Raw genomic sequence first — 13,950 nt, 5'->3', positions numbered from 1 at the left:
GGTTTTTCCCCAAATGACAGTTATAGAGGAGACGAAACCATGCTGAGCCTGGGATTGGATATCGGATATTCATCCATCAAGCTGGCAGTGATCAATACAAAGGGCACGGTGTTGCACCATTGTTACGCACTGCACAGGGGAGATATCCGCGACACCTTGTGCACCATCATCAATCATTTGCCAACATGCCTTGACGCCACAGAGATAAGACAGGGCGCTGTTACCGGCAGCGGCGGCAAGTTCCTTTGTAAGAGAGGCGAGATCACATTTGCAAACGAGGCCACCGCCATTGTGGAAGGCGCCATTTGGGAAAACAATGCCTGCGAATCCATTGTCGAAATCGGAGGGCAGAGCGCAAAATATATTGGCGGATTCAGTGCCACAGATCCATCCGGAATCAAAATTGCCATGAATTCCAACTGTTCTGCGGGCACCGGCTCCTTTCTGGAAGAACAGGTTTCCCGACTGAAGCTGAAGTTGGAGGACTACGCCCTGTACGCTGGAAGGGCCAAAACCATCCCCCGCATCGCCGGCCGGTGCAGCGTATTTGCCAAGACCGATATCATCCATCACCAGCAGGAAGGGGTTCCGGTTGAGGATATCCTGTGGGGATTGGCATGTGCCATGGTCCGAAATTACCGGGGTGCGGTGATGCGAAAAATCCCTTTGAGGAAGCCGATCCTGTTTGCGGGAGGGGTGGCCCATAATCAAGCCATTATCAACGCTTTTAAAGAGATCCTCCATCTGAGAGAAGACGAATTCATTGTCCCTGAGCATTTTGCCGTTATCGGTGCGCTGGGGGCCGCGCTCATAGCGAATAAGGAAAATTGCCTATTGAATGTGGATAGGTTGTTGGTGGCCCTGGAACAAACCCATGACTTCATCGATGAGGACCCGTCAAAAACGCCATGGCCTGATCTCTCGGGCTTTGGCAGCGACGATGCATCCGGCAAGCATGACTTTAGGCCCGTCACCCCGGGTCTGAATGGACTGAAATGCTGGCTCGGCATCGATGTGGGCTCCACAAGCACCAATCTGGTTTTGACGGACCCAGACGATCGTATGGTGTCGTTCCAGTATCTGAGAACCATGGGCAAGCCCCTGGCGGTTGTACGGGAAGGGCTTAGAACCATCCAGAAAGAATTCGGAAACAGGATCCAGATTGTTGGGGTCGGCGTCACCGGCTCCGGCAGGCTCATGATCGGAAGGGTGGTCGGGGCCGACGTCGTAAAAGACGAGATTACCAGTCAGGCCAGGGCCGGCGTTCAGATCGATCCCACTGTAGAGACCATATTTGAAATCGGAGGGCAGGACTCTAAATACATCCGCCTGAAGGACGGCACTGTAACGGACTTCCAGATGAACAAGATCTGTGCGGCCGGGACCGGCTCCTTTATCGAAGAGCAGGCTATCAAGTTTGACATCCCGATTCAGGATTTCGGCAAAATGGCCCTTAACAGCACCCACCCCATTTCATTGGGGGAACGATGTACGGTCTTCATGGAAACCAGCATCGCGGCCCATCTGGCGAGGGGGGCGCGCCCGGAGGATATTGCCTCGGGGCTTTGCTATTCCATTGTTCAGAACTACCTCAACCGGGCCGTGGGTCAGAAAACCATCGGGGAGAAGATTTTCTTACAGGGAGGCATTGCCTACAATCAGGGGGTTGTCAACGCCTTCAGGGCACTCACCGGAAAGGCCGTCTTTGTGCCGCCTTTTTTCAGCGTCACCGGGGCCTATGGGGTTGCCATGCTGGCCCGGGAAGAGATGGCTGGTGCCAACACCCGCTTCAAAGGATTCGATATCCACTTGGATATCCGGCATGACAACGTCCAGGAACGCCGGGAAGACTTACATCGCTCCGAACGATTCAATCAATCGATCGCCAATCTTGTCTTTGAGGGATATGACGGCACCTTGGACCCGGAAAGGAAGACCGTGGGTATCCCCAGGGCACTGTTCACCTATGGCATGTTCCCCCTGTTCAACGCTTTCTTCAAGGAGTTAGGCCTGAACGTGCTGTTGTCGGAACCTACCAGCGAAGAGACGATTAGGGCCGGCCAGGAATATGCCCTGGATGAAACCTGTTACCCGGTCAAGCTGATCAATGGGCATGTTGCGGAACTGGTTCAAAAGAAGGTCGATTACATCTTCTTTCCCGATCTCTTCACGGTGGAGCATCCAGGGTCCCATACCAGGCAGAATTACGGATGCGCCTATATGCAGCTCGCCTTCAAAATGGTCAACCAGGCCATGGAATTGAACACCCGAGGCATCGAACTCCTGGCGCCAACCATCGCCTTCAGCCTCGGAAGGGAATTCATGATGAAGGCTTTTTCAAACCTGGGAAAGCAGATGGGGAAAACACCGGAGCAAACAAGCACGGCCCTTCAAAAAGGGATGATGGCCTTTCAGGCATATGAAAAGAGGATTGAAGTGTACCGAAAGGCCGTGATTCAGGAAATCGGGCCGGACGAAAAAGTGTTTGTCATCATCTCAAAGATCTACGGTGTCGCAGACAGGGTCCTCAATCTGGGGGTGCCCGACAGGCTCATGGATATGGGGTATCGGGTCATCCCCTTTTTTGCATTGCCGGAAGCGGATATTTCCAGAACACACCCCAATATGTATTGGCCGTTTGGCCAGCATATTCTCCAGGCGGCTCAACTGGTCAAAGCGCATCCCAATCTCTATGCGGTTCTTCTGACCCACCACGGTTGCGGCTCTGATTCGGTCTTGTCCCACTATGTCAAAGAAATCCTGGACGAAAAACCCTACCTCCATATGGAAGTGGATGAACATGCGTCCCATATCGGGGTGATTACCCGATTAGAGGCCTTTGTCAACAGCCTGCACAGCAGAAAGGCTGAACAGGCAGGGCCGGTCGATCATTACTTAAAGAAAACCGTTTCGAAAAGGATAAAGATCGATACTGATTGGACGCGTTTAACAACCTACGAAAGCGTTCTTTTGCCCCATGTCTTCCCCTATTCGGAAATATTCGCAGCATGGCTGACCCGCAAAGGCGTGAAGGCCCGGGTATTGCCGCCGACCGATCGGGCCGCTATCGACCTGGGAAGGAGACACACCCTCACCAATGAATACTTTTCATTGATCGCCCTGCTGGGGGACGTGCTCAGGGCCTTTCAGGGGGCAGACCCCGGCAGGGAATCAGCCCTGTTGATCCCCCAAACCGAAGGCGCTGAGGTACAGGGACAATACAGCCGTTTCATCAGGACCAAACTGGATCAGGAAGGCCACGAGGGGGCCAATATCATTGCGCCGTTCGTGGAAGATGTCATATATGAAAGCGATGAGGTCCTCGATGCCGTGTTTTTGGGTTTGCTGGCCGGGGATGTTATCAGATCGGCTCATTGGGCACACAGAAACCGATATCTGACCGAACTGATGGAACTGATGAAGAGCAGGCCCCTCGGCATCCGCCATGTTGAAGCAATGGCAGCACAGATCCGGGTTGAATTAACAGCTATTGGACGAAAAAAGCGGATCCTTGCGGGAGGAGAGCCATTCATCCTCTATAACGATTTTCAGAACAACTTCTCCTTCAGGAACCTGGAACAGGACCATCACAGGGTTCTCTACAGCCCTCTCAGCGAATCCATGTGGTTGATGTGGAAAGACTTCCTGGATCAGAACCAGGGAAAGGATCAACAGGCTCCAAGAGAGGCGCTGAAAACACTGGAAGATTATATGCACGGCATATCCGCTATACTGAAAGATGAAAGTCCTTTTGAAGATGATTTGAACCGACTGGTTGCGTTGGCGGACCATGTGGTTGGATACTATGCCGGGGCAAACGGGAGATACAGAGAGGCAAAGATGCATTGCGATCTGCCGAATATCGACGGCATTATCAATGTCACGCCGATGTATGAAAACACCGGCATCGCCCTCGGCATACTGCATCAGCAATTTGACAATAACAAGCCTGTCCTCAACCTGACGTTTGACGGGAACCAAAATGAAAACGACCAGACCAAGATGGATGCTCTTCTGCGTTATTTCTAAGCCGGCCTGTCAAAAAGGAAAAATCATATGAAAAGATCCTCTGACACGTCCGATGTCTCCCAAACAGCCTTCGACCCCATCGTCCTCAGGCCGGTAGGCGTTATCCGAAACGAAATTGATGAACCCTTCCTCAAGGCTGGAGAAGCGGGCATTGAAATGAAGGAACGGATGGCCGCCATAAAGGCCCAAGTTCGCAAAATTCGTAAAATGAAATCGGAGATTGTCATCACCCGGGAATTGAGCGGGATTCTGGATGGTCTGAAAGCTTACTCCCACCTGGTTATTCTCTACTGGGCGCACCGGGTCCCCGAGCAGAGCAGGTCCATCACCCGGGTCCATCCCATGGGAAGAAAGGACATTCCCCTTACGGGCATCTTTTCCACGTGCAGCCCGGTCCGGCCCAATTCAGTGCTCACCACCGTTGTCCAACTGGTCAAAATAAGTGGAAACATCCTGGAAGTGGTCGGCATCGACGCCATCAATGGAAGTCCTGTGATCGATATCAAACCGTATGCCAGACAATGGTATCCCCAAGAAGGGGTTCGAATTCCTGAATGGATGCGTCGCCTGCTTGAGGAAGTGGGGGAAGATGATTCGGACATATGAAAAAGTCGACTGCCAATTCAAAGATCGAAACAAGAGGAGAAGTCATGGAAGAGATTGAAACAGAAAGAGTCGAGAATGGATCCAGGTTACCTGCTCGCGATACAACGTGGATCGAACAACTCAAACAAAACCCCAGAAGAGATTTCATTCAAGCCATACGCGACAACGATGCGGCTCGCTGTCTGGTAAAAACGGCCGAAATCCACGGACACTTTTGTCCGGGGAGCGCACTGGGCGTTATGGCCTCTCTCTGCGGCCTCCGGCGACTGGGGGGAGAATCGATTCCCTCCGATGGATTGGAAAATCTGATGGCCATTGTCGAGATAAACGCCTGCTTTGCGGACGGCGTGCAGGCGGTGTCAGGATGTACCCTCGGTAACAATGCGCTGGTATATCGAGACCTGGGTCGCATGGCGGTAACCTTTGCGATCCGCGGAAAGGAGTCGGGGGTGCGCGTCCGGGTTCATCCGGAGTTTCGCTCACACATCACGCGGGCGGTTCCGGAGTTTCACCCCCTTCTGGAAAAGGTCATCAAAAACCGGGAGGGGGGGCCCGAAGAAGAAACGGCCTTCAAGAAAAAAGCGCGGGAGGCGGCCTTTGCCCTTATTGGCCTGCCCTTTGAACTGCTCCTGATTACGGAGAGCGTCCGACCCGATTTGCCGGAATACGCCCCCATAACCGAAAGCGTTGTGTGCCCGGCCTGCGGAGAAACGATCATGGCGACAAAGGTGGTAAGCGATGGAGAAAAATCCGGTCTCTGTTATATGTGCGCGGGCGGTCCATACCGTCAGGTGGAAGGGCGGGGGATCGTCACCGTCTCCCACGGGAAGTAGCTTGTTTTACCGAGGGGCCGCTTCAGATGGCCGTTTAAAGAAAGGAAATCGGGACCATGGATAACGCAGGATGCAACCACCACCATCAAGGGCATGGAAAACTGAGACGGGGACCCAGCAGTTTCTGGATGCACGATCCGGAAGTGATCTTCGATCAGCTCTCCCTGAAACCGGGGGATCATTTCCTGGATCTGGGGTGCGGGCCGGGCGAGTATGCCATTTATGCCGCCAGGCTGATTGGAGACTCGGGCGTTGTCTACGCGTTAGAGAAGTGGGACTACATGATCGACGGTCTGGCGCAAGAGGCGGCAGCCCAGGGGCTTTTGAACCTCAAACCCATGACTGCGGATATCACCGAACCGCTGCCCATTAAAGATAAATCCATCGATGTCTGTCTTCTGTCAACAGTGCTCCACATCTTCGATCTTTCCAAGATTGAAAAAACCCTGTTCAATGAAATCCGACGCGTCCTGAAACCCGATGGGCGCGTCGTTATTATCGAGTGCAAGAAGGAGGACCAGTCCTTCGGTCCGCCCAAACATATGCGGTTATCGCCCGAAGAGGTGGAGACTTCTATTGCAAAATACGGATTCAAGAAGCTCAGCTTAACGGATTTGGGGTACAACTACATGGTCCAATTTGAGATTCATCGCCCCTGATTCATGCACGCAAATAAAGGGACGGGACCATCCATATGAATAGGATAGACCATTCAGGATCAAAAGGAGAACCATGGTAAAAAAGACAACCTCCCTTACTCTCACCTTTTCCGGCCTGATACTGCTGATTTCCAGTGTCGTCCTTTACATCGGGCCGCCCGGCCATGTGGGCCATTTCTCACCATGGCGACTTTTGGGGCTGTCCAAACACTATTGGGGTGTGTTGCATCTGAACAGCGGCATCCTTTTCTGCCTGGCCATGATCATTCATGCCTGTTTTAACTGGAAACCGCTGATCTCTTATCTGAAGAAGGGGGCCAGGGAGAAGATTCCGTTCCTCCCTGTGGCCGCCTCCCTGGTTTTGACCGGCTATATCTGTGTGGGCGCCTGCCATGAGGCGTCTCCCATGGGGCAGGTCATGGATTTTGCACGGAAGCTGAAGATGGGGGCCGTGAAACGATATGGTTCTCCCCCCTATGGAACATCCAGAGCATATCCCATCAAAATCATCGCCTACTACATGGGTTGGAATGTGAAAACCGCATTGGCGCGCCTGGCCGAGCACAACATCAGTGTCGCGTCTCCGGATGAGCCGCTTAGGGACGTGGCTTGGAACAACGGGACAACCATCGGCAGTCTGCTGGATATCATGGCCGGGGACCAGGAAATAGGTGGTGATAAGATAGAAGGTCGATGATAAAGAAAATGACTGTAGATCAAGATGGATTTTCGAATAATGAAGGTGCCGTGGCCACGGCATCCAAATACCTCAACCGGGCTTCACCGTCTGAAATCATTGTAGAGTATGCAAAACAAAACAGTGACTTTTTGTTGGAAAATATCCCCCTCAGGCCCGGACTTCAGATGATGATCTGTAATCACACCCGCCGAGAGGGCTTTCGAATGATCTATGAAATCGAGCATGCGCCCATCGGCTTCTCTTTCAACCTCTCCCAAAAGATTCGACTGACGCTTAACGTTGGTGGAAAGAGCCGGATCGTGGAAAGATCGCCCGGGGACGTCCTGGTCACCTATTTGCCGCGTACAAGCGGGCTTGTCGAGTCCTCCGGAGGACGGGTTGCGGGTGTATCGTTCTACTTCACCCCGCACGCCTTTAGAGACCTGTTTCAAAAGACGCCCGAATGCCTGAAACACCTCGGCCTCAACCCTTGCCTGGTCGTTCCGGAAAAACGGTTTTTTCATCAAAGCATCTTCAATGGAGATACATTTCTGATCCTGAAACAGATTTTCGAATGCCCGTATCAGGGCGGACTCCGCAGGCTGTTCCTGGAAGCCAAGGCCTTGGAACTGGTGGCGAACAAGCTGTCTGAACTGGAAAACAACGCCAAAGGGAATGATTCGACGTTAACCCGCCAGGATCTGGAACGGGTCCATGAGGCGCGTCACACCCTTTTGACCAGGCTCGACGATCCTCCAAACTTGACGGCCCTGAGCCGGCTGGCCGGAATCAACCGCAATAAACTGAATCATGGCTTCAAACAGCTCTACGGAAAAACCGCCTTCAACGTCCTTCGCGATGCCAGGCTCTCCAAGGCCCGGACACTCCTGCAACAGAGCGATTTGAGCCTGACCGAGGTGGCCTTCTCAGTCGGGTACAACAGTCAGGCCAATTTCACCAAGGCCTTTCACAGACATTTCGGACAGACCCCCAAAACAGTCCGTCGGCAGGGGATGGTCGGAAGTTTTTTATAAATGTGATAGTGGCGTTTGGCTGTACCGGCCGTGCATTTCACACAAAAAAAAGTGCATTGCGGAAAAGACAATAGCCATATCCTTCTGCTATGCATACCCCGTCGATAATCAATCGATGGCCTCAAAATAATGCCTCGAAAAAGTTCCGATCAGGTGTGAGGCATATTTTTTTATCAATTTGGTTAGATGAATGAAACAAATATAGTGCATCAAACTAAACTTAACGGTATGGAATTAGGTCTAGGGGAGACGGCCATAGGTATGGATAAAGATGCCAGTGAGGCAGTTCAGAACAAAGTGGAAGGGACCGCATTTAAACTCATGCTGCTGGCATCCATGTATACCTGCCAGACGATTCCCGTGGGATTCATCATCAGTTGTCTGCCCGTGGTGTTGCGGCACCAGGGGATGACTCTCCGTTCTGTCGGGTTCCTTTTTCTGCTGCAGGTGCCGTGGGCGATGAAATTCCTGTATGCCTCTCGGATCGATCGATTTTACATAAAACGCCTGGGCAGGCGGAGAACCTGGATATTCCCCCTTCAATGGATCGGCGCAGGGCTCTTCTTCGCCCTTTCTTTCGTCCCACCGGATCGATCCTTCGGGCTTATGTTCATACTCCTTCTCTTGTTCAATACGGTCATGGCAACCAACGATATTGCTGTCGATGGCTATGCGACCGATATCCTCTTGCCCGAGGAGCGGCCATGGGGAAATACCATTCAGTCGGGCGCCAGACCCATCGGGATGCTCTTGGGTGGAGGGTTGGTCCTGGTCTTTTTGGAGACCGTGGGATGGCAGGCCATCTGTTCTGTGCTGGCCGTAACGATTCTGCTCCTAAGCCTGCCGGTGGTGCTGCATCGGGAAATCGCCTCTGTCTATCCGGAACGGCCCATACCGCAGCGCGGCTGGAAAGGGAAGTCAGGACTGCGGGAATTTCTGAACCAATCCGGGATCCGATGGCTCATGTTGTTTCTGTTATTGCCGACCCTCTTTTTCTTTAACGGTTTCCAGATGCGGATGCCGCTCTTGACTGATCTCGGACTGAATCCGGGCGCCATTGGAAAAATTCTCATCCAGTTCGGATATCCTGTCGGATTCCTGGGGACGCTCCTGTGGGGATGGTTCTTCCACAGAGTGGGGCCGGTGGCTTTTCTTCGAACATTCGGCGCCCTTTCCCTGATGTTGACCGCTTTCACCATCTTTGTGGCTGCCAAAGGCATGATCTGTCCCTGGCAAGGAATGCTGATCCTGGCTGGCGACAATATGATCCTGGGAGGCATCCATATATGGGGCTTCACGCTGATGATGAAGGCGAGCGTGGGAGAACGGTCCGGAACCGGATTCGCCTTGTTGAGCACGGTTTTTATACTTCCACCTCTCCTTTTGGGACCCCTGTTCGGCGCTCTGGGCGATGCCTGCGGTACGCTCATTCTTTATGTAACGATCGGGGCATTGATGGTTGCGGGGCTTTCGGGCGCCGAACTGATTTTGCATTTTCGATTGAAGGAATTCGTATCAGGCCGTTCCCGTGCGGCACATCAGAGGCAATGTTCTGTTGCGTAAATGGGGATGAAGGCCCACGTAAGACGGCGAAATCAGAAAACCCAATTGACTTCAAGGAGGTAGGTTCAATGAAAAATTGCCGGTTTTTGAGGATACTCACCCTGTCCGCAGCCATCACCCTGATATGTTCGATGGCACATGGAGAGACATTCGGCGAAGACCAGGCCCAACAACTGGAAGACCTTACGGTCACCGCACAAAAAACAGAGGAGAATGCACAGGAGGTTCCCATCAGCATGGATGTCTTTTCCGAGATGGAAATGGAAGACGCAAAGATTGAAAACACGCTTGATTTGACCAAGTTTTCCACAAACGTGTTCATGCAAAATCGCTACACCGAACATGTTGTGGTGATGAGGGGCATCTCTTCATTTAAGGGGTGCAACTATTCACCCGCAGGCTTTCATGTGGATGATGTGAGTTATCCGCTCCACTACATGCAAAACATCGAATTTTTTGATCTCGAACGCGCCGAGGTTCTCAAAGGCCCACAGGGCACCCTGTATGGCAGGAATGCCGAATCCGGGGTCATCAATATCATTACCCGGCAACCCGGCAATCAATTGAGCGGCAAGGTGTTGGGCGAGTATGGGAACTACAACACGTTTCGGACCGTCGCAAATATCAGCGGACCCGCGGTCAAAGATACCCTCTTTCTGGGGGGCGCATTTCAATACAAATCTTCGGACGGGTACGTGGAAAATCTCTATAACGGCGATGACCGTGCCGCGGATCTGAGGCATCTCGCCGGCCGTGCTACATTGCGGTGGACCCCTGCCGATCCATGGGACATCTCCTTGATTGCGGACATCATGGATCTGGATGATCACGGGGGCGGGTACAGACTGATTGACGGTCCCCATGCCACCGATCCCTTCAAGGTCCGTAAGGATTGCGACGAGTATCTCAAGCAGGAAGGGAACAGCCAAGTCTTGCGGGTGAGGTACGGCGGTAATGAATTCAACGTCGTGTCCATTACCAATGTCCTAAACCAGGATTTCGACAAAGTCAATGACGCAGATTTATGGGACGATCCCACCAATGAAAAGCTGGAATACGCCAAGATCAAACTGAATCAATACAGCCAGGAATTCCGTGTCGCTTCCCAAACCGGTCCCTTCGAATGGCTGGCGGGTCTTTACGGGTTTATTGAAAAGACAGACTACAATTACAGATACGACATTGCGTCAAAACACATGACCTACCTGAATCCGGAGACAAAAGTGGACGCTTCCGGCTGTGCCGCTTTTGGTCAGGGCACCTATACCCTGTTAGAGAGACTTCATCTGACAGCGGGGCTCCGTTTCGACCATCAGGACCAGGAAGGAAATCTTAATGATCCTATCAGAAGAATAACCTGTCACAAAGATGTGAGTCACAATGAAGTGTTGCCAAAGTTTTCTGCGGCCTATGACATGTCAGCAGATGCGATGATCTATGCGTCAGCATCCAAAGGCTATTTGATAGGCGGATATAACTGGGCGATGATGCCAACCCAGGAGAGCTTTTATTATGACCCTGAATACACATGGGATTATGAAGCAGGGGTGAAGACCACCTGGTTCAACGATAAATTACTGGCCAACCTATCGGTTTACTATATTCACATGGATGACAAGCAGGTTACCCAGATGGACGCGACCCGGTTGGCAACCACCATCACCAATGCGGCAAAGGCCCACTCCAGAGGAGCTGAACTGCAGTTTGAGGCAAGGCCGATTCAGGGATTGAGCCTATCGGCGGGATTCGGTTACACCGATGCACAATTCGATGACTTCAAGGCCATGGAGTGGAACTCCACACAGACGGCGCTGGTCATGAATGACTATAAAGACAACTACCTGCCTTTTGCGCCGAAGTACACCTACAATGCGAGCGTTCAATACCGCAGTCCCAACGGTCTCTTTGCTCGGGCCGATATCCTGGGAACAGGCCCCTTCTACGGGGATGCCGCAAACAAGGCCGAGCAGAAGGCATACGAAACCGTCAATCTGAGGATCGGATACGAAATAAGGCACTTCGACGTTTACCTCTGGGTGGAGAATGTCTTTGATCAGGAATATCTTACCTGGCTCTCCCCTTATAACAACAACACCGTTGGACTTGATGGTCCGCCCAGGACCTTTGGCGCGACATTGGTCTGGCGGTTTTGATGCATGAAGGCCATTTGCCAAAAGACAAGACTCGGAGATGTACATGCGCGTTTGGTAGGCTTGCATGGGTCAAACCGGGCACATTCGAGCAGGGCGCCCAAAAAGACGGATAAGAGACGGAGGACGAGAGGATTGAAAAGAATAACATGGATCGCCGGGTGCGTTGTTGGCGTGCTCTGCCTTTTTCAAGGCCAGCCAGGATTCTCGGAAGACCTCCCGGCACGGGTGAAGAGGCCGGTGGACGAATCCATAACCATCCGTCAGTCGACGCAGAAGGCCGAGGACAAATGGGCTGAGGAGCGACTGAAGCTCAAGGCGGAGTATGAAGTCTTGGAAGGCGAAAGGGATCGACTAACGGCTGCGAACAATGCATTGAAACGGGAGGTTGGGGCACGCATGGCCTCGGTTGAGGCGCTTGAAGAGGAGATGGCGCAGATCGGGCGGATCTCCAATGAACTGATCCCGTTTCTTGAAGAGACACATAACCGGCTGGCGGCCCTGGTGAAGGAGGATGTCCCCTTTCTTTCGGAAGAACGGAGGAGCCGCCTTGAGACCCTGAGGCGGACCCTGGATGATCCCATGGTCTCTGCCGGGGAGAGGTTCAGGAAGACCATGGAGGCCCTGTCTGTGGAGCCGGAATGCGGTAACACCGTGGAGGTGTATACGGAAGAGATTGGCCTGAATGGAAAAAAGATCCAGGTGCATGTTTTCAGACTAGGACGGATCTCCCTGTTCTTTCAGTCCTTGGACGGGAAGACATCGGGGTATTTCGATCCAGCGGTCTTTGAATGGAAAACACTCCCGCCGCGATACAACCGCCAGATACATGCGGCCATGGAGATGGGGGCGAAACAACGACCGGTGGATTTGCTTGTTTTGCCCATTGGAAGGTTGGTGAAGGAATGAAAAGAGGGTTTGCATGGGGTCTTGTCATTGTCTAGGGCCTGCTTTTGGCGACAGGCGCCTATGGCGAAGATATGCGTGCCGTGCAGAAAGAGGCCAGGGACAAAAAGGCGCTCCTGCTCAAGCAAGCGAAGGAAGAGAGGGAGCGCGCTGAAGGGGAGGCCGCGGAGAGCAGACAGAGGATATTTGCGGACAAATCGGCGCTTAAGGCATCGATAGAACAACTGAAAAGGGAGGATGAGGACCTCGCGGCCCAGAACCGGGCGCTCGATACGACCCTAAAGACCTTGGAGACCAAAGAGACGGTGTTGCGCGCCCAGCGCGAAGAGATGGAAGGGACGGTGCGGGAGTTGGTCGGATCTGCCCGGGTGAATGCCAGAGACGTGGAAACCCTCCTAAGCCGAAGCCTCCAGAGTGCCCTTGTCCCGGGCCGGGAGGAGGCCCTCCAACCGATCCTGAACCAGACGGAATTCCCCGGAATGGATCACATCCGGTCAATGGTGGATCTGTTGTTTGATGAGATCATGCTCTCGGGTCAGGTCCGGATTCAGAAAGGCCCATTCGTGAATCGGGCCGGGCAAGAGGTCGTAGGTGACATTTTGGTACTGGGCAATTTCTCGGCAGCCTATCAGATACCTCAAGAGTCCGGCTTTTTGCTCTATCCTGAGGATAGCCGGCGGTTGTTTGCCCTGTCCAAGCCCCCGCCACCCCGCATGGCAGAAAAGTTAGAGGCATATCTAAAAGGCGAATCCGAGGACGTTCCCATGGATATGTCCAAGGGCGCGGCCCTGCGGCAAATGACCCATCAGTTGAGCCTCCCGGAACAGATCCCCAAGGGCGGCCCCATCGTGTATCCGATCCTCGGCATCGGGGTCCTTGCCTTGCTGATTATTCTGGAGAGGACCTTCCATCTTTTCCGGAAAGGCATGAAAACAGACCGCTTTGCGGATGCGGTGTGCACCCATGCGACCCGGAGCGAGTGGGACAGATGTTTAGACCTCTGCAGGCAGGCCGGGAAAAGGCCGATACCCACCGTGCTCCTGGCCGGGGTCAAGAGCCGGGACATGGGCCGTGAGGACCTGGAGAATGTGCTCCAGGAGGCCATTCTGAACGAGGTGCCGAAACTGGAACGGTTTCTGTCCACCCTGGGCATGCTGGCGGCCATTGCGCCGCTGCTGGGGCTTCTGGGGACGGTTACCGGCATGATTAACACCTTTCATGTGATCACCTATTACGGCACCGGCGACCCGAGGATGATGTCAGGCGGGATATCCGAGGCCCTGGTGACCACCATGCTGGGGCTGTCAGTGGCCATTCCCATCATGCTGTGTCACACCCTCTTGTCCGGAAAGGTGGAGAACCTGATCGGCCAGATGGAGAAAAAGGCGGTTTCGCTTGTCAACACCCTGTTCAAGACACGGGACGGAGGATGATGGGGATCCTATACGAGCATATCCTGGACATGGAGGACTATTTTTTTCAGCCGGGGGC

Annotated in this window: 10 protein-coding genes; all 10 read left to right on the top strand. The window is 53.2% G+C overall.

From position 1 onward, the window contains the following. The first annotated feature begins 39 nt into the window (after nucleotides 1–39). The 10 genes from ACZ500_RS07055 to ACZ500_RS07010 all read left to right on the top strand — a co-directional run bounded on the left by ACZ500_RS07055 (nucleotide 40) and on the right by ACZ500_RS07010 (nucleotide 13,892). Nucleotides 40–4,029: an acyl-CoA dehydratase activase gene (locus ACZ500_RS07055; protein WP_464231802.1), complete on the top strand. Its 3,990-nt coding sequence runs from the start codon at nucleotides 40–42 to the stop codon at nucleotides 4,027–4,029. Nucleotides 4,030–4,056: 27 nt separating this feature from the next. Continuing rightward, on the top strand, nucleotides 4,057–4,635 hold the full coding sequence (gene tsaA / locus ACZ500_RS07050) for a tRNA (N6-threonylcarbamoyladenosine(37)-N6)-methyltransferase TrmO (RefSeq protein WP_464231801.1): 579 nt from the start codon (nucleotides 4,057–4,059) through the stop codon (nucleotides 4,633–4,635). Between the two features lie 44 nt (nucleotides 4,636–4,679). Further along, on the top strand, nucleotides 4,680–5,468 hold the full coding sequence (locus tag ACZ500_RS07045; RefSeq protein ID WP_464231800.1) for an FmdE family protein: 789 nt from the start codon (nucleotides 4,680–4,682) through the stop codon (nucleotides 5,466–5,468). Between the two features lie 143 nt (nucleotides 5,469–5,611). Further along, nucleotides 5,612–6,127 (top strand): class I SAM-dependent methyltransferase, encoded by a 516-nt coding sequence (locus tag ACZ500_RS07040; protein ID WP_464231799.1) that lies wholly within the window; start codon nucleotides 5,612–5,614, stop codon nucleotides 6,125–6,127. A gap of 73 nt (nucleotides 6,128–6,200) precedes the next feature. Next, nucleotides 6,201–6,824, top strand: coding sequence for a DUF4405 domain-containing protein (locus ACZ500_RS07035; RefSeq protein WP_464231798.1), 624 nt, complete (start codon nucleotides 6,201–6,203; stop codon nucleotides 6,822–6,824). A gap of 206 nt (nucleotides 6,825–7,030) precedes the next feature. Then, nucleotides 7,031–7,840 carry a helix-turn-helix domain-containing protein gene (locus ACZ500_RS07030; RefSeq protein ID WP_464231797.1) on the top strand — a complete coding sequence of 270 codons (810 nt, stop codon included), beginning with the start codon at nucleotides 7,031–7,033 and terminating at the stop codon, nucleotides 7,838–7,840. 261 nt (nucleotides 7,841–8,101) lie between these two features. Beyond that, nucleotides 8,102–9,403, top strand: a complete 1,302-nt coding sequence (locus tag ACZ500_RS07025) for an MFS transporter (protein WP_464231796.1) — start codon at nucleotides 8,102–8,104, stop codon at nucleotides 9,401–9,403. Between the two features lie 68 nt (nucleotides 9,404–9,471). After that, entirely contained in the window at nucleotides 9,472–11,556 is a 2,085-nt protein-coding gene (locus tag ACZ500_RS07020; protein ID WP_464231795.1) for a TonB-dependent receptor, read from the top strand. A 132-nt stretch (nucleotides 11,557–11,688) separates the two neighbouring features. Then, nucleotides 11,689–12,462: a DUF3450 domain-containing protein gene (locus tag ACZ500_RS07015; protein WP_464231794.1), complete on the top strand. Its 774-nt coding sequence runs from the start codon at nucleotides 11,689–11,691 to the stop codon at nucleotides 12,460–12,462. 71 nt (nucleotides 12,463–12,533) lie between these two features. Further along, nucleotides 12,534–13,892, top strand: coding sequence for a MotA/TolQ/ExbB proton channel family protein (locus ACZ500_RS07010; protein ID WP_464231793.1), 1,359 nt, complete (start codon nucleotides 12,534–12,536; stop codon nucleotides 13,890–13,892). Nucleotides 13,893–13,950: the final 58 nt, after the last annotated feature.

This window comes from Desulfatiglans parachlorophenolica (genome assembly GCF_055394735.1).
This window is presented reverse-complemented; position numbering and strand designations above follow the sequence as displayed.